This window comes from Pseudomonas oryzihabitans (genome assembly GCF_024652905.1).
In the GTDB taxonomy this organism is placed as follows: Bacteria; Pseudomonadota; Gammaproteobacteria; order Pseudomonadales; family Pseudomonadaceae; genus Chryseomonas; species Chryseomonas benzopyrenica.
Genome location: NZ_CP102428.1, coordinates 4,150,038 through 4,167,762 on the forward strand (window position 1 = coordinate 4,150,038; position 17,725 = coordinate 4,167,762).

General features: G+C 67.5%; 11 protein-coding genes. 4 read left to right on the forward strand and 7 right to left on the reverse strand.

Annotated features, from left to right (window positions below; all coding sequences use genetic code 11):
* Window positions 1-78: 78 nt before the first annotated feature.
* Together NRG74_RS19210 and gcvH are read left to right on the forward strand one after the other, a co-directional pair.
* A complete protein-coding gene (locus tag NRG74_RS19210; protein ID WP_093256930.1) occupies window positions 79-1,122 on the forward strand; it encodes a glycoside hydrolase family 5 protein in 1,044 nt (347 codons plus the stop codon).
* Window positions 1,123-1,199: 77 nt separating this feature from the next.
* Window positions 1,200-1,583, forward strand: a complete 384-nt coding sequence (gene gcvH / locus NRG74_RS19215) for a glycine cleavage system protein GcvH (RefSeq protein WP_064308158.1) — start codon at window positions 1,200-1,202, stop codon at window positions 1,581-1,583.
* 81 nt (window positions 1,584-1,664) lie between these two features.
* On the opposite strand, the gene NRG74_RS19220 is transcribed toward gcvH, so the two are convergent.
* From NRG74_RS19220 to NRG74_RS19235, 4 genes are all read right to left on the reverse strand, one after another.
* The gene (locus tag NRG74_RS19220) at window positions 1,665-1,979 is read right to left on the reverse strand and encodes a DUF2388 domain-containing protein (RefSeq protein ID WP_064308157.1); all 315 of its coding nucleotides are present in this window, start codon (window positions 1,977-1,979) and stop codon (window positions 1,665-1,667) included.
* An 88-nt stretch (window positions 1,980-2,067) separates the two neighbouring features.
* A complete protein-coding gene (locus NRG74_RS19225; RefSeq protein WP_257705073.1) occupies window positions 2,068-6,414 on the reverse strand; it encodes a PAS domain S-box protein in 4,347 nt (1,448 codons plus the stop codon).
* A 39-nt stretch (window positions 6,415-6,453) separates the two neighbouring features.
* The gene (locus tag NRG74_RS19230) at window positions 6,454-8,235 is read right to left on the reverse strand and encodes a GspE/PulE family protein (RefSeq protein ID WP_017639492.1); all 1,782 of its coding nucleotides are present in this window, start codon (window positions 8,233-8,235) and stop codon (window positions 6,454-6,456) included.
* A gap of 187 nt (window positions 8,236-8,422) precedes the next feature.
* A complete protein-coding gene (locus tag NRG74_RS19235) occupies window positions 8,423-9,772 on the reverse strand; it encodes a CYTH domain-containing protein (protein WP_093256940.1) in 1,350 nt (449 codons plus the stop codon).
* A gap of 171 nt (window positions 9,773-9,943) precedes the next feature.
* Between NRG74_RS19235 and argE the strand changes: the two genes are divergently transcribed.
* Both argE and argA read left to right on the forward strand, forming a co-directional pair.
* Complete coding sequence (gene argE, locus NRG74_RS19240) at window positions 9,944-11,104, forward strand: acetylornithine deacetylase (RefSeq protein ID WP_257705074.1); 1,161 nt, start codon at window positions 9,944-9,946, stop codon at window positions 11,102-11,104.
* A gap of 159 nt (window positions 11,105-11,263) precedes the next feature.
* The gene (gene argA, locus NRG74_RS19245) at window positions 11,264-12,562 is read left to right on the forward strand and encodes an amino-acid N-acetyltransferase (protein ID WP_133860543.1); all 1,299 of its coding nucleotides are present in this window, start codon (window positions 11,264-11,266) and stop codon (window positions 12,560-12,562) included.
* A gap of 645 nt (window positions 12,563-13,207) precedes the next feature.
* On the opposite strand, the gene gshA is transcribed toward argA, so the two are convergent.
* From gshA to NRG74_RS19260, 3 genes are all read right to left on the reverse strand, one after another.
* A complete protein-coding gene (gene gshA / locus NRG74_RS19250) occupies window positions 13,208-14,785 on the reverse strand; it encodes a glutamate--cysteine ligase (protein ID WP_257705075.1) in 1,578 nt (525 codons plus the stop codon).
* Window positions 14,786-14,995: 210 nt separating this feature from the next.
* Window positions 14,996-15,379 (reverse strand): PaaI family thioesterase, encoded by a 384-nt coding sequence (locus NRG74_RS19255; RefSeq protein ID WP_017639497.1) that lies wholly within the window; start codon window positions 15,377-15,379, stop codon window positions 14,996-14,998.
* 2 nt (window positions 15,380-15,381) lie between these two features.
* Window positions 15,382-17,700, reverse strand: a complete 2,319-nt coding sequence (locus NRG74_RS19260; protein WP_017639498.1) for a Tex family protein — start codon at window positions 17,698-17,700, stop codon at window positions 15,382-15,384.
* Window positions 17,701-17,725 lie beyond the last annotated feature (25 nt).

The window sequence follows — 17,725 nt, forward strand, 5'->3', positions numbered from 1 at the left end:
CGCGGCCGCCTGAGCTCGCCCACGCCGGAACCCGTTAGCTTGCGGGGGCGGGGAGTCTTCTTTTCCACAGGTGCAGTCATGCAATCCCTTACCCGGCGCGTGCGCCAGTTTTCCCTGCGTCTGGCCGGTACCCTGGCCTTGAGCAGCGCCCTCTTCGGTTCGGCCCAGGCGGTCGAGCTGGTCGGGCTCAACTTTTCCGGTGCCGGCTTCGCCAGCCATGTCTTACCCGGCCTCAACAACCGCAACTACATCTTTCCCAGCGAGCAGCACTTCAAGGACTGGAGCGCCAAAGGCATCAAGCTGGTGCGCTTTCCGATCATCTGGGAGCGTATCCAGCCCAAGCTGAACTCCATGCTGGATCCGGACTATGGCGCCCTGGTCACCCAGACGCTGAACTACGCCCAGAAGTACGGCGTCAAGGTGATCCTCGACCTGCACAACTATGCGCGCTATCGCGGCGAGGTCATCGGCGCCGGCAAGGTCACCTATTTCAACTACTGGGACGTGACCTATCGCCTGGCCTTCCGCTTCGGTAAGCATCCGGCGCTCTATGGCTACGACATCATGAACGAGCCCCACGACGCCGTGGCCTTCTGGCCGACCGCCGCCCAGCATGGCATCAACGGCATCCGTACCGTGGACAACGTCCATCCGATCATCGTCGAGGGCAACGGCTGGTCCAGCGCCGCCCGTTGGCCACAGTGGAACGATCCGCTGCTGGAGCTCAAGGATCCGGCCAACAAGCTGATCTTTTCCGCCCACGTCTATTTCGACAACGACGGCGGCGGCCAGTACGCCAGCAAGGACATGAGCGGCTTCGATCCCCAGGTCGGGGTGAAGCGCGTCAAGCCCTTCGTCGACTGGCTGAAAAAGAACGGCAAGCAGGGCTATATCGGCGAATTCGGTGTGCCGGACGACGATCCGCGCTGGCTGGTGGCCATGGACAACATGCTGGCCTATCTCAAGCAGCACTGCATCCCGGCCAGCTATTGGGCTGCCGGTCCGGGCTGGGGCAACTACAACCTGGCGGTGGAACCCATCAACGGCGTGGATCGTCCCCAGTGGGCGACCCTGAAGAAGTACGTCGACAACACCAGCTGCGCCAGCATCGGGCCCAATTAAGCCCGGTCAGCGATGGCGGTCCCTGGGGTCGGCAGGCTACCCTTGAGTTTTAACCGTGCCAGCCCCGAGGACTCCTCATGAGCCAGATTCCCGCCGACCTGCGTTATGCCGCCAGCCACGAATGGGCGCGCCTGGAAGCCGACGGTAGCGTGACCGTCGGCATTTCCGACCATGCCCAGGAAGCCCTGGGCGATGTGGTCTTCATCGAACTGCCGGACGTCGGCAAGACCCTCGCGGCCGGTGACCAGGCCGGGGTGGTGGAGTCGGTCAAGGCGGCCTCGGACATCTATGCCCCGGTGGGCGGCGAGGTGATCGCCGTCAACGAGGCCCTGGCCGACGCCCCCGAGCAGGTCAATGGCGAGCCCTATGGCGCCTGGTTCTTCAAGCTCAAGCCGCAGGACGCGGCCGAGCTGGACAGGCTGCTCGACGCCGACGGCTATCGCGCGGCCAGCGAGAGCTGAGGCGACAGCCTCACGCCCAGGCAACCGGCAAAAAAGAACCCCGCGCGGCGTTGACCGGCGGGGTTCTTTTTTGCCTGGCCCTTATTGGGTCAGGATACGCATGGCGAGATCGTTGTCGCTGGCCTTGAGGCCCGGTTCGGCGGCGCGCATGTCACGCAGCGCGGCTTCCAGGTAGGGACCACGGATCTGGCCGTTGCTGGCCAGGTAGGAGCTGGCGTCGTCCTGGGTGGCGGCGACGATCTTGTGGTCGTCACGGCTGGTGGTATAGAACGAGCCGGAGGTCGCCCCCAGGGTCGCGGCATGCCGCCAGAACCTCGCATCCGCATTGGCGGCGGTGGTCGCGGCCAACAGCGGCAGGCCGATCAGGGAAACCAGAGCAAGCTTCTTCAGGCGCATGGATGAGATCTCCTTCTTGAGGTTTCCTATAGAGAGCTCAGACATCCTTTGAGTTCCAGAGGGCTGTGCAGGCGCCTTCCGACCGCGCTTAGCCCTGGATCATGCTGTGGATGCGTTCCGCCAGGGCATCGATGTCGAAGGGCTTGATCAGCATGTCCATGTTCTCGCCGAGGAATTCGCCACGCACCTTGGCGTTCTTGGCATAGCCGGTGATGAACAGCACCTTGAGCTCGGGCCGCCGACCGCGGGCGATCTCGGCGAGTTGGCGGCCGTTCATGCCGGGCAGGCCGACGTCGCTGATGAGCAGATCCAGCCGCTGGCCGCTCTCGATGATCGGCAGGGCGCCATCGGCGTCGCTCGCCTCCAGCGCAATGTAGCCCAGCTCGGCGAGCACCTCCAGCACGATCATGCGTACCGCGTACTCGTCTTCCACCACCAGCACGGTCTGGCCGGCCTCGGCACGGGGCGCGACCTTGAGCGTCGGTTGCTCGCTGGTGGCCGCTGCCAGCTCGGGATGACGCGGCAGATAGAGGCTGATGGTGGTGCCCTGACCTTGCTCGGTGTCGATGCGCGCGGTGCCGCCGGATTGCTTGACGAAGCCGTAGATCATCGACAGGCCGAGCCCCGTGCCCTGGCCGGCCGGCTTGGTGGTGAAGAAGGGCTCGAAGGCCTTGGCCTTGACCTCCGGCGGCATGCCGGTGCCGGTGTCGGCCACGCTCAGGCGCACGTAGTCGCCCGGCGTCAGGGATTCGCGCGCGGCGGCCTCGGCGTCGAGGCTGAGGTTGGCCGTGGCGATGCACAGCTCGCCGCCCGCCGGCATGGCGTCGCGGCCGTTGATGACCAGGTTGAGCAGGGCGTTTTCCAGCTGGTGGGTATCGCTGTGGGCGAGCCAGGCGACCGGCGCCAGATCCAGGCGCAGAGCGACGTTCTCGCCCACGGTACGCACCAGCAGGTCCTGCAGCGAGCCGACCAGCTGGTGCACGTCCACCGGCTGCGGATCCAGGGTCTGGCGGCGGGCGAAGGCCAGCAGCCGGTGGGTGAGGGCGGCGGCGCGATCGGCCGAATTGACCGCGGCGTTGATGTAGCGATCCAGGTCCTGGGTGCGCCCGTTGGCGATGCGCAGGCGGATAAGGTCGAGGGCCCCGACGATGCCGGTGAGCATGTTGTTGAAGTCATGGGCGATACCACCGGTGAGCTGACCGATGGCTTCCATTTTCTGTGACTGGCGCAAGGCTTCTTCGGTGCGCTCGCGTTCGTAGATCTCGGCGATCAGCCGCGCATGGCTGCGTCCCAGCTCCTGGGTGCGCTCGGCGATGCGCTGCTCCAGTTGGTCGGTGGTCTGGCGCGCCTCGGTGACGTCCACGCCACAGCCCACCAGGCCATGGAATTCACCGTCGAGCTCCAGTCGCGGCGTACCTTCCAGCCGTAGCCAGCGCCACTCACCCTGGGCATTGCGCACCCGCACCTCGGCGCGCAGGGCGCTGTGGGTGGCGATGGCCTGCTTGAAGGCGCCCTCGAAGGCCGGGCATTCGCTGTCCGGGAGCAGGGCGCTCCAGCCCTGGTCATGCAGATCGGCGTCGTGCAGATCGAATTCGCGAGCGAAGCGCTGGTTGACGAATTGCAACTGGCCATCGGCATCGCAGGCCCAGATCAGCACCGGGGCGCTGTCGGCCATGAGGCGGAAGCGGCCCTCGCTCTCGCGCTGGGCGTCCTGGGAGCGCTGCCGGCAGATGGCCGCCCAGAGGCGGTCGGTGACATCGCGCAGGAATTGCACCTCGCCTTCCGTCCACAACCGAGCGCGCTGGTCATGGGCGACGAACAGCGCCCGCAGGCGACCGTCCTCATAGAGCGGGATGTCCACCAGCGCCGCGATCTCCAGTTCGAGCAGGGGCTGGGCATTGGCCTGGGCCCGCGGATCCTGGCTGACATCGTCGATGACCAGGGGTGGTGCGCCCTCTTGGTTGCCCAGGCTGTCGGGAGCGAGCAGGGGATAGGCCAGGGCCTGATCGCAATGGCCGTTGGGCGTCCACATCTGCTGCGGGACGAAGGTGCCGCGATTCTCGTCCAGATGGGCATAGCCGACCCGGCGCAGGCCCAGTCGCGTACCCACCAGCTCCAGGGCGGCAGCGACGCCGGTGCTTTCCGGATCCCCTTCACGCAAGCGGTCGCCCAGTTCGATGAGGGCGTGCTGACGCGCCTCGGCGGCGCGGCGCTCCTCGATCTGTCGGCGCAACTGGCGGTTAGTCTCGCTGATGCGATCGGCGTCGTGGCGTTCACGGGTGATGTCGCGGGCGATGCCCACCAGCCGACGTTGCCCGCCGGGCTCCAGGCGCTCGCGCCCGCGGATGCTCAGCCATACGGATTCGCCCTGGCGTGACGTGCGGACGCGAAAGGTCAGCCGCAGGTCATAGGCATTGCCGCCGCCCTGGATGGCTGCGCTCACATAGGCGCGCACCCGCGGCGCATCGGCCGGATGCAGGGCGCGCAGCAGGGCCGCACCGCGCATCGTGCAGCGGCGCTCGGCGGCACCGACCAGGTGGGCGAGGCGGGAATCCCAGCTGATCAGGTCACGGTCGATGTCATAGTCCCAGACGCCCAGGTCGGCCACGTCCATGGCCAGGGCGATGCGCTGCTCGGCCAGGCGCAGGGCCTCGGCCGCCGCGGTGCGTTCGATGACGATGCGGATGCGCTCGGCCACCTCGCGCACCAGGGCCACATCGCCGATGGTCCAGTGACGGGGCGTGTCGGCATAGAGGAACAACAGGCCAACCAGCTGTTCTTCGGCGAGCAAGGGCACCACCAGGCCGGCGCGCACGCCATGCTCGACCAGCTGGGCGCGCATCTCGCCCAGGCGACTGTCCTGGGCGCTGTCTTCCACGCTGACGATGATGCCACGGCGCAATTCCTCCACCGCCGAGGTGTGCCAGTGACCCAGGCTGGGCAGGTTGAGGCGATGGGTACGGCCCTGTTCGAGCCAGTCGCTGTCGATGGTCAGGCTGCCGTTGCGACCGACCCTGGCGTAGCCGATGCGCTGCACGGCCAGCAGGTGGCCAAGGCTGTCGCCCAGTACCGAGGCGACCTCGCCGGTGTGGGTCACGCCATGCAGCAGATCGCCCAGTTCGAGCAGGAAGCGCTGGCGATCATGGCTGCGGATGCGTTCGCTGAGATCGACGAAGGTGCAGATGGCGCCCTGGACCTCGCCGTCGCGCCACAGCGGCTGGGCGCGCCATTCCACCGGCAGCAGACTGCCGTCCTCGCGCAACAGCGCATCGGCGGACAGGTGCAGGGTGGCGCCTTCGCTGGCAGCACGTTGCAGGGCTCGGGCGCCATCCTCGCTGCGGGCGGAGCTGAGTCGCGTATCCAGGCGTTCGCCGAGGAGGTCTCGTTCCTCGGACAGCCCGAGCATCTGCCGGAAGGCGCGATTGCACAGGGTGGCGCGGCCGTCGCGATCCAGGGCGCAGAAGCCTTCGTGGGTCGATTCGAGCAGCAGGTGGGCGAAGGCCTCGCTCTCCCGCAGCGCCGTTTCCGCCCGCTTGCGGCTGTCGATGTCCTGGGCCACGCCGACCCAGTGCTCGATCTCGCCGCTGGCATTGGTGAAGGGCATGGTGCGGGTTTCGAACCAGCGGTAGCGACCCTCGGCATCGCGCAGCTGCAACTCCAGGCTGCCGGCGACTCTTTGCTCGCGCACCTCGCGCCAGCGGCGCAGCAATTGCGGGCGCTGCTCGGGATGGATGGCGCCGGCCCAGAGATCGGGATCGGCGACCACGTTGGCCGGACTCAGGCCGCTGTATTCGTACCAGTAGCGATTGGCGTATTCGAAGCTGCCATCGGGTCGCGCGAACCAGATGATCTGTGGATTGACGTCCATCAGGGCGCGGTAATGGGTTTCGTCGAGGGTGCTGTGCCGGGTGGGCGACGCCGCCTGCAGGCGAGTCTCGAACAGGCGCAGCACCTGGCGCGCCAGGCGTTCGAGTCCGCTCAGGCGCGCGGCGCTCAATTCGCGCGGTTGCCAGTCCAGCACGCAGAGGGTGCCGAGAAAGACACCGTCCGCCGTGCGCAGCGGAGCGCCGGCATAGAATCTCAGCCCGGCCGGATCGGTGACCAGGGGATTGTCGGTGAAGCGTGGGTCCTGGCTCAGGTCTTCGATCTGCCGTGCCTCCTGGGCCGCGTGCAGGTGTTGGCAGAAGGACAGGGCCAGGGGGATCTCCGCCACGCCCAGGCCGCGCTCGGCGATGAACAACTGCTGCTCTTCACCGAGCAGGTTGACCGCGGCGATGGGCGTCTCGCACAGGGTGGCCGCCAGTTCCACCAGGTCGTCGAGGGCCGGCTCCGGCTGGTCGTCGAGCACGCCGTAAGCGGTCAGGACCTCCTGGCGGCGACGGCGCTGTTCGGGGTCCTCGGCGCCTACGGCAGGATTCACGACGGTTGTCTGCACGGCTGGCTATCCTTGTTCCGCTCGCGGGATGCTGGGGCGCTAACGCTCGCTCTGGGGCGTGACGCGCAGGACTTCTTCCACGGTGGTGAAGCCGGCGGCGATCTTTTGCGCACCGGACAGCCGCAGGCTGCGCATGCCTTCCTTGAACGCCTGCCGCCGCAGCGCGGTGATGTCGGTATCCGCCGTCACCAGTTCGCGCAGACTATCGGAGAGGGTGAGGATTTCGTATACCCCGGCACGACCGCGGTAACCGGTGTCGCGACACTCCGGACAACCCACCGGCTGCATGGCCCCGGTGGGCAGCGGCGCGTTCCAAGGCTTGGTCAGTTCCTGCCAGGCTGCCGGGTCCAGCTCGGTGGGCGTCTTGCAGGCCGGGCAGAGGGTGCGCACCAGCCGCTGAGCCATGACGCCCAGCACCGTGGCGCGGATCAGGTAATAGGGCACGCCCAGTTCGATCAGCCGACTCACCGAGCTGGGGGCGTCGTTGGTGTGCAGGGTGGAAAGCACCAGGTGCCCGGTCAGCGCCGCCTGGATGGCCATCTCGGCGGTTTCCAGGTCGCGGATCTCGCCGATCATGATGATGTCCGGGTCCTGCCGCATCAGCGCCCTGACGCCGCTGGCGAAGGTCACCTCGATGTTGTGCTGCACCTGCATCTGGTTGAAGGCGTCTTCCACCATCTCGATGGGGTCTTCGATGGTGCAGACGTTCACCTCGGGCGTGGCCAGCTGCTTGAGGGTGGTGTACAGCGTGGTGGTCTTGCCTGAACCGGTGGGGCCGGTGACCAGGATGATGCCGTTGGGTTGCCCGGTCATGCCGGCCCAGCGGCGCAGGTCATCGGCGGAGAAGCCGAGCTGGTCGAAGCTCTTGAGCAGCACGTCCGGGTCGAAGATCCGCATCACCAGCTTTTCGCCAAAGGCGGTGGGCATGGTCGAAAGGCGCAGTTCGACTTCCTTTTCGCCGGCCATGCGCGTCTTGATCCGGCCATCCTGGGGCTTGCGCTTCTCGGCGACGTTCATGCGGCCGAGGTTCTTGATCCGGCTGACCACCGCCAGGGTGACCTGGGCGGGGAACTGGTAGACGGTGTGCAGCACCCCGTCGATGCGAAAGCGCACCGCGCCCTGCTCGCGGCGCGGCTCGACGTGGATATCGCTGGCGCGCTGCTGGAAGGCGTACTGGAACAGCCAGTCGACGATGTTGACGATGTGGGCGTCGTTGGCATCCGGCTCGCCATCGGCGGCACCGAGATTGACCAACTGCTCGAAGTTGCCGACGCCGCTGGTCTTCTGCTCCACCGCCGAGGCGCCGGTGACCGAGCGCGCCAGGCGAAAGAATTCCTGGGTATAGCGGGTGATGTCCGCGGGGCTGGCCACCACCCGCTTGATCGGTCGCTGCAGCACATGGGTGAGGTTGCTCTCCCAGCTGTGCACGAAGGGCTGGGCGCTGGCCACCGTCACCTCGTCCGGGCTCACCGCCACGGCGAGGATCTTGTTGCGCTGGGCGAAAGCGTAGGACATCAGCGGGGTGACCGAGGCCACGTCCACCTTGAGCGGATCGATGCGGTAGAAGGGTTGGCCCGAGTACTCGGCGAGCCAGCGGGTCAGGCTGTCCAGATCCAGCTTGCGCCCCGGTCGGCTGAGGTCGTCCACGCTCTGCGCCGCCAGGAACTCCAGCGGATGCTGCTGCGGATTGGCCGAGCCACGGCGCAAGAGCAGGCACTGCTCAGCGGTCTGCTGGTCGATCCGCTGCTGGCTGACCAGCTCGCGCAGGATGTCGCCCAGGTCGAGCCAACGATCAGCGGAAGGGGAAGCTATGGCGGACATCTGGACTCCTTGAAAAGGTGGTCACACTCGGGTGGCGCCCGGTGCCTGACCGGGAACGACCCGCCTGCCGTACCGCCAGGTTGGTCGCCTCCTCCAGCATAGCGACTTTGTTTTAAGGAATCGCTCGCGGCCTTGTGCCATCAGGATGGACGGCTGGGCGCGCCAGGCGTTCCTGCCGTCCGGTGGCTCAGGCCAGGGCTTTCCAGGGCGTCAGGCCATGTACCAGGCGCGCCTGTTCGGCCACCCCGGCGAGATCGCCATGGGCGCTCAGCGGCGCCAGCTTGCCCAGCTCGCCATACAGGCGGTCGGCTTCGGGCAGGTCCAGGGCGCCCCGCGCCAGGTGCAGCCAGACCTGCATCCGCTCCAGACGGGGCAACTGCTGCTGGATCAACTCGGGTTCGGTGATGGCGCGCAGCAGCGGCAGTTCGGCCGCCTCCTGGGCCAGCAGGCGCGGCAGCCATTGGCCCAGGGGCGTCACACCCTGGCGCTCGCCGCGGCCGGTACGCCCCTGGATCCAGGCGCGCTCATGCAGCCAGCGCGCCGCACGCAGGGAGAACAGACCCCAGCGCGGCTGTTCCAGCTCGGCGGCGAAGCGCTGCGGCGCCTGGCGGCGGGCCTCTTCGTCGTCCTGGCCGATGGCCGCCAGCGGGCGCCAGTCGGCGAGCAGGTCATCGAGGGCCTGGCGCAGCTCGCGGCTGGTGGCACGCGGCGCGGCTTGGCCGAGACTGCCGAGCAGGGCGCGCAGATCGATCAGCTGGTGCACCCAGTCCACCAGCAGGCGCCAGTGGCCATTCCAGCGATACTGTTCGGCCAGGCGCTGACTGCCGGCCAGCAGGTGCCAGCCCAGGCGCGCGACGGCTTCGTCCAACGGCGTCTCGGCGTCCAGTTCCGGCGCGGACAGATAGAGGGTGTAGCTGGCCGCATCGTGCAGGCGATAGCCGCGCTCGGCCTTGCTGATGTCGCAGGGCATCAACGGGAATTCGGCCGCCAGTTGCTCGGCCAGTTCCAGCAACGCCGCCGGTTCGCCCTGGCGCAATTCCAGCTCGACCTCGGCGATGGCCTCGCGCTGCTCGCCCACGCGCACCTCGCCCTGGTCCAGGGCCACCTCGATCACGGTACGGGTCTTGCCCCGGCCCCAGGCGATTTCCGCGGCGTCACGGACGAAATCGGTGTCGAACACCGGCTGCAGGCGGCGCAGGTCCAGGTCGGCCAGCTCCGCGGGCCAGCAGCTGTCGTCGAACAGCGCGGTGTCCAGGGTGGCATCGGCCAGCGGCCACTCCCACTCGTTGCGCTCGGACAGCCCGGCCAGGCTCTGGCCGCGGCTCTTGAGCGTCTGGATGAAGCGCTCGCCATCACGCCGCACGCGCAGGGCGACCTTGGCATGGGCCAGGTCGCGGGTATCGGTGTCGTAATAGCAATTGGAGAGTTCGTGGCGCTGCCAGCCTTCCTTGCAGCGCTTTTTCAGCAGCGGATGAGCGCGCAGGGCGTCAAGGGTGGCCGCACTGGCGCGCAGCTTGATTTCGGTTTCTTTGGCCATTGGAAGATCCTGGCGCCGGAAGAGAACGGTCCGGCTCCGTGCCGAGCGCGTCGTGATGACGGACGGCGAGAACGTGGCCGCTAGTTTAGCCGGTCCGCGTCGCCAAGGCCCATGAAGGTTTCATCGCACGGCGGATGGCGCCATGATGGAGCCGTGACCAGGAGACCCCGCATGACCCTGCCCGCGCTGAAAGCTCTGTTCTCAACCCTCATCGCCGAAAGCTCGGTGAGCTGCACCCAGCCGGCGCTGGACCAGTCCAACGCCGGCGTCATCGATCGCCTGAGCGACTGGTTCGGCGCCCTGGGCTTCGCCTGCGCGACCCAGGAGGTGGCGCCGGGCAAGTTCAACCTGATCGCCACCCTGGGCAGCGGGCCGGGTGGTCTGGTGCTGGCCGGCCATACCGATACCGTGCCCTATGACGAGGCGCTCTGGCAGGCCGATCCCCTGCGTCTGCGCGAAGCCGACGATCGCTGGTACGGCCTGGGCAGTTGCGACATGAAGGGCTTCTTCGCGCTGATCCTCGAAGCGGTGCGCGAACTGGATCCGCGCCAGTTGCGCCAGCCGCTGATCGTGCTCGCCACCTGCGACGAGGAATCCTCCATGGACGGCGCCCGGGTGCTGGCCGAGGCCGGCCGCCCGCTGGGCCGCGCCGCTGTGATCGGCGAGCCGACCGGGCTGCGGCCGATCCGCCTGCACAAGGGCATCCTCATGGAGCGCATCGACATCCTCGGGCAGAGCGGCCATTCCTCCGATCCGAGTCTGGGCCACAGCGCCCTGGAGGCCATGCAGGCGGTAATGGGCGAACTGCTCGACCTGCGCGCCCAGTGGCAGCGCGAGTACCGCAATCCGCTGTTCCTGGTGCCCCAGCCGACCCTCAACCTCGGCTGCATCCACGGCGGCGACAACCCCAACCGCATCTGCGGCCAGTGCGCCCTGGAATTCGACCTGCGCCCGCTGCCGGGCATGCAGCCCGAAGTCCTGCGCCAGGCCATCCGCGGACGCCTGCTGCCCGTCGCCGAGCGCTTCGGGGTACGCATCGACTACCAGCCACTGTTTCCCGCCGTGCCGCCCTTCGAGCAGCCTGCCGACGCCGAGCTGGTGCGCCTGGCCGAGCGCCTCACCGGCCACGCCGCCGACGCCGTGGCCTTCGCCACCGAGGCGCCCTATCTGCAGGCGATCGCCCAGGAGGTGCTGGTCCTCGGCCCCGGCGACATCGGCTGCGCGCACCAGCCCGAGGAGCACCTGGCGCTGGCGCGGATCGCACCTACCGTCAAGCTGCTGCAGCAACTGATCGGCCACTACTGCCTGGAGCAGGCGGCGGTCGCCCGATGAACAGATCCGCGCGCTTGGCGTGACTTTTTGTAAACTCCAGGCGGTCTACTGACCCTGCCCATCCGCTCCCTGTCGAGGAACCTCCGTGCTGCGACGACGCTGAACGCCCTGCCTGCCCTCGTTCACCCTCACGCCTATCCACCAAGGGTCTTCGTCTCGATGCACGACTACGTCAACTGGCTCCGCCACGCCTCGCCCTATATCAATGCCCACCGCGACGCCACCTTCGTCGTCATGCTGCCCGGTGACGGCGTCGCCCACCCCAACTTCGGCAACATCGTCCATGACCTGGTGCTGCTGCACAGCCTGGGCGTGCGCCTGGTGCTGGTGCATGGATCGCGTCCGCAGATCGAATCGCGCCTGGCCGCCCGTGGCATCGAGCCGCGCTTCTACAACGACCTGCGCATCACCGACGGCCCGACCCTGGAAGCGGTGATCGATGCCGTCGGCAGCCTGCGCAGCGCCATCGAGGCGCGGCTGTCCATGGACATGGCCGCCTCGCCCATGCAGGGCTCGCGGCTGAGGGTCGCCAGTGGCAACCTGGTCACCGCGCGCCCGGTGGGGGTGCAGGACGGCGTCGACTTCCACCATACCGGCGAAGTCCGCCGCATCGACCGCCGCGGCATCGGCCGGCTGCTCGACGAGCGCACCATCGTGCTGCTCTCGCCGCTGGGCTATTCCCCCACCGGCGAGACCTTCAACCTGGCCTGCGAAGACGTCGCCATGCGCGCCGCCATCGACCTGGGCGCCGACAAGCTGGTGCTCTACGGTGCCGAACCGGGCCTGCTGGACGAACACGGCGCCCTGATCCGCGAGATCGGCCCGCAGCAGATCCCCACCCATCTGGCGCGCCTGGGCAGCTCCTACCAGGCCGAGTTGCTCGACGCCGCCGCCCAGGCCACCCGTGGCGGTGTTCGCCGCTGCCACATCGTCGGCTACGCCGAAGACGGCGCCCTGCTCACCGAACTCTTCACCCGCGCCGGCAGCGGCACCCTGGTGGCCCAGGAACCCTTCGAGACCCTGCGCGAAGCGACCATCGCCGACGTCGGCGGCCTGATGGAGCTGATTCGCCCGCTGGAAGAGCAGGGCATCCTGGTGCGCCGCTCCCGCGAGGTGCTGGAGCGCGAGATCGAGCAATTCAGCATCGTCGAACGCGAAGGCCTGATCATCGCCTGCGCGGCGCTCTATCCCATCGCCGACTCGGCGGCGGGCGAGCTGGCTTGCCTCGCGGTCAATCCCGACTACCGCCACGGCGGCCGCGGCGACGCCCTGCTGGCACGCATCGAACAACGAGCCCGCGAGCGCGGCCTCGGCACCCTGTTCGTGCTCACCACCAAGACCGCCCACTGGTTCCGCGAGCGCGGCTTCGAACCCAGCGGCGTGGAACGTCTGCCCGCGGCGCGGGCGTCGCTGTACAACTTCCAGCGCAACTCGAAGATCTTCGAGAAGGGCTTGTAAGGGCGCGCTCGTAGGTTGGGCTGAGACGGCTGCATCGTCGAAGCCCAACGCTACCAAGCTCCTCATCATCGCGGCCATGGGCCGTGATAGCGCCAGCCCCAATCGAAACCGCTCCAAGGTGGAGCTGGCCCTTCCTGCATCGATACCGGAAGGCGCCCTCATCAACCATCGATTCGTCCGCTGGCGTTTGGAGACGTAGCGTGGAAAACCGCGCAGCGTTTTCCACTGGTAGGCACCGCAGTTATCAGTGGACAAGGCTTCGCCGTTGTCCACGCTACGGGCTACGAGCTACGAGCTACGAGCTACGAGCTACGAGCTACGAGCTACGAGCTACGAGCTACGGGCTACAGGCTGTTCAGGGTTTTTCATCCAAAACCTCCAGGCTGGCGAATCGCCCCATTCAGCAGGGCGAGCAACGCGAGTCACCCGGAGCGCAGCGTAGGGCCGGATGGCCGGGGCAAGCGTTTTTGCTTACTTTTGTCCGGGGCGCGCAGCCGCGACTGAAAAAAGTGAGTCGCCCGAGGGGGCGAAACAAGAGCCATCAGCAAAGCACGACAATCAGCTAGGGCACCAATAAGCTCTTCGGCACTTGGCACCACAACGTTGGGCTTCAACGATGGAGCCGTCTCAACCCAACCTACCTGCCTACACCCCAATTGTCGCCAGAATGCTCGCCTGATAAGCCGCCACGAAGGTATCGAAATCCCCCTGGGGCGCCGCCTCGATCTCCGCCTGCTCGTCCAGCGACTGGCGCGCCATCTGGGCATAGCAGGCCTGCTCGCCTTCGCTCAGCGGATGACTGGCGAAATAGGCCGCATGAGCCTCGCTCTGGCGTAGGCCGAAGTCGGCAAAGCTCTCGCCGCGCTCGCGCAGCTCCTGCAGCACCCGCGCCGAGGGGGTAAGGCGGACGTCGGCGACCTTCTGCCGCTGTGCCGCCACCGCCCGGCGATGGGCGTCACCGCCCAGGCTGGCGTCCAGGGTCTCGGCGCAGCGCTCGATCTGGTCGAGCATCTCCGCCGCCCAGTCGATCATGGTCACCGAGGCGCCATGGCGCTGCAGGCGCAGACCCGGCTTGCGGCCTTCGCGCACCACGCTGGCGAAGTTGTCGGTGCATTCGCTGCACTCGCCGTTGAGCGGCGGGCTGCCTTCCAGGGCGCAATAGAGCAGGAAGGCGTCGAGGAAGAGGGCGGTGGTGGTATCGATGCCCAGCGGCAGGAAGGGATCGATATCCAGGCAGCGCACCTCGATGTACTGCACGCCACGCGCCATCAGCGCCTGCACCGGCCGCTCGCCGCTGCGGGTGACGCGCTTCGGGCGGATGGTGGCGTAGTACTCATTCTCGATCTGCAGGATGTTGGTGTTGAGTTGCACCCACTCGCCGTTCTGATGCGTGCCGATTTCCGCATAGGGCGGGTAGGGCGTGCCCACCGCGCGTCTCAGGCTCTCGGTGTAGGTGGTCAGGTCGTTGTAGTCCGGCGTCAGGCTGGCCTGGGCGTTGCTCTGGTAGCCCAGGTCGCTCATGCGCAGGCTGGTGGCATGGGGCAGGTACAGAGTCCGCTCGTCGAGGGTCTGCAGCTGGTGCGGCCGGCCGCGCAGGAATCCCACGTCCAGTGCCGGCGAGGCGCCGAACAGGTACATCAGCAACCAGCTATAACGGCGGAAGTTGCGGATCAGGGCGATGTAGCGCGCCGACTGGTAGTCGCGGGCGTCGCGGGCGTCACCCTCCTGCTGGCGCAGGCGCTCCCAGGCCGCTTCCGGCAACGAGAAGTTGTAGTGGATGCCGGCGATGCACTGCATGGTGCGGCTGTAGCGCAGGGCCAGACCACGCCGATAGACGTGCTTGAGCCGGCCGATGTTGGAGCTGCCGTAGTCGGCGATGGGGATCTCGTCTTCGGCCGGCAGCGCGCAGGGCATGGAGCCGCTCCAGAGGCGCTCGCCATCGAGTTCGGCGACCGCGGCGCGATGCACCCGATCCAGGGCGGCCAGCACCTCTGGGGTGCGGGTACCGGTGGGGGTGATGAATTCCAGCAGGGCCTCGGAGTAGTCCGTGGTGATCTGCGGATGGGTCAGGGCCGAGCCCAGCGCCTGCGGATGGGGGCGCCGGGACAACTGGCCACGGGCGTCCACCCGCAGGGTCTCGCGCTCGATACCGTGCAGGCATTCGGCCAGAAGGGTGGGATCAGCGCCGAGCAGGGCCAGGCGGCGGGACAGGATATCGCTCAAGTTGACTTCCTTTGGCGGTACTCGCCCCGGGCAGGGTAGAAGAAACCGACTGAAATGAGGGTTGCCGGCCAGGGCCGACGCGGGGGCAGCAGTCACTGCTGCGGTCCGGGTTCAAGCCTCAGACCGCAACCCGCTCAGTTGTCTCCCAGCGTAGCTCAGGCAGCGGCAAAGGGCGATATGCGCCGCTTCGCTGCCGCCCGGGCTGGCCGGTCACAGACAGGCGAAGGTCGCCTGGGCCAGGGCGATCAGCTTGTCGCCTTGATGCACCTGGGCTTCCAGCACATGGGTCTTGCGACCCGGGTGGATCACCCGGGCGCGGCAGACCAGCTCGCCTTCGCTGACGCCACGCACGTAGTTGACCTTGCACTCCAGGGTCACACTGCCGGGCTGGCCGTCGAACAGGCTGTGGCTGGCCTGGCCCAGGGCGGTGTCGATCAGCGAGAAGATGGCACCGCCGTGCAGCTTGCCATGCAGGTTGATGAGCCTGTCCTGCACGCTCATGCGCACCTCGGACTCGCCGGCCTCGGCTTTGTGGATGGTCATGCCCAGCAGGGTGCTGAAGGCGCTATCCTTGCCTACGGGAGAACCGCTCATGCCTATTTCCTCAGTTGCTTGGCGTTGGCGAACAGCGACGCCATGGCATTATTGGCCGGCGCGGCCTGGGTCTGACGCGGGGCGCTCTTGTCGGCGCGAGGCTTGCCGCCGTTGCCGCGGGCCTGGCCGCCGGGCTTGCCGTCGACCTTCTCACCGGGGGTGTCGCCCATGCGCATGGACAGCCCCACGCGATTGCGCGGCACGTCCACTTCCATCACCTTGACCTTGACGATGTCACCCGCCTTGACCACCTCGTAGGGGTCCTTGACGAACTTCTCCGACAGGGCGCTGATGTGCACCAGGCCATCCTGGTGCACGCCGATGTCGACGAAGGCACCGAAGTTGGTGACGTTGGTGATGACGCCCTCCAGCACCATGCCCGGCTTGAGGTCGGAGAGTTTCTCCACGCCGTCCTGGAACACCGCGGTCTTGAATTCCGGACGTGGATCGCGACCCGGCTTGTCCAGTTCCTGGAGGATGTCGGTCACCGTCGGCAGGCCAAAGCTCTCGTCGGTGAATTTCTTCGGATCCAGGCGCTTGAGAAAGGCCGAGTCGCCGATCAGCGAGCGGATGTCGCGGCCGGTGTCGGCGGCGATGCGCTGCACCAGCGGATAGGTCTCCGGGTGCACCGCCGAGGCGTCCAGCGGATTAGCGCCGCTCATCACACGCAGGAAGCCGGCGGCCTGCTCGAAGGTCTTCTCGCCCAGCCGCGGCACCTTCTTCAGCGCCTCGCGGGTGGCGAAGGCGCCGTTGGCGTCGCGGAATTGCACGATGTTCTGCGCCAGGGTGGCGTTGAGGCCGGAAATCCGCGCCAGCAGGGCGGCGGAAGCCGTGTTCACGTCCACGCCCACGGCGTTCACGCAGTCTTCCACCACGGCGTCCAGGCTGCGCGCCAGCTTGAGCTGGGAGACATCGTGCTGGTACTGGCCGACGCCGATGGACTTGGGCTCGATCTTCACCAGCTCGGCCAGCGGATCCTGCAGGCGGCGGGCGATGGACACGGCGCCACGCAGGGAGACGTCCAGCTCGGGGAATTCCCGGGCGGCCAGTTCCGAGGCGGAGTACACCGAGGCGCCGGCTTCGCTGACCATCACCTTGGTCAGGCCCAGGCCCGGGTACTTGCTGATCAGCTCGCCGGCCAGCTTGTCGCTCTCGCGGCTGGCGGTGCCGTTGCCGATGGCGATCAGGTCCACGCCGTGCTTGGTGCAGAGCACGCCGAGGGTGGCCAGGGTCTGGTCCCACTGATTGCGCGGCGCATGGGGATAGACGGTGTCGGTGGCCAGCAGCTTGCCGGTGGCATCCACCACGGCGACCTTGCACCCGGTGCGCAGACCCGGGTCCAGCGCCAGGGTGGTGCGCGGACCGGCCGGCGCGGCCAGCAGCAGGTCGTGCAGATTGCGGGCAAAGACCGCGATGGCCTCTTCCTCGGCCTTTTCGCGCAACTCGCCGAGCAGATCGGTTTCCAGGGAGGTATAGAGCTTGACCTTCCAGGTCCAGCGCACCACCTCGGCCAGCCACCTGTCCGCGGCGCGACCTTCGTTCTTCAGGCCGAAATGCGCGGCGATCAGCCCTTCGCAGGGATGGGCGATGCCTGGGCCTTCGTCGCCGAGCTTGAGCGCGGCGCTGAGGATGCCCTCGTTGCGTCCGCGGAAGATCGCCAGGGCACGGTGGGACGGAACGGCCCGGAAGGCTTCGTCATGCTCGAAGTAATCGCTGAACTTGGCGCCTTCGGTCTCCTTGCCGGGCACTAGGCGCGCGCTGAGGATGGCGTCCTGCTGCAGGACGCCGCGCAGCCGCGCCAGCAGGTCGGCATCTTCGGCGAAGCGTTCCATGAGAATGTACTTGGCGCCTTCCAGGGCGGCCTTGACGTCCGCCACGCCCTTGTCCGCGTCGACATAGGCGGCCGCCTCGGACTCGGGATTCAGGGTCGGATCGCCCAACAGCGCTTCGGCCAGCGGGCCGAGGCCGGCCTCCAGGGCGATCTGGCCCTTGGTGCGGCGCTTCTGCTTGTAGGGCAGATAGAGGTCCTCCAGCCGCGTCTTGGTATCGGCCAGATTGATCTCGCGCGCCAGTTCGGCGGTCAGCTTGCCCTGTTCCTCGATGCTGGCCAGCACCGCACCGCGGCGTTCTTCCAGCTCGCGCAGATAGCGCAGTCGCTCTTCGAGATGACGCAGCTGGGTGTCGTCCAGGCTGCCGGTGACTTCCTTGCGGTAACGGGCGATGAAGGGCACGGTCGACCCTTCGTCGAGCAGCGCCACGGCGGCGGCGACCTGTTGCGGGCGGGCGCCGAGCTCCTCGGCGATACGGCTATTGATATCCATCGGGCTACCTGGCTGGCACAAGAAA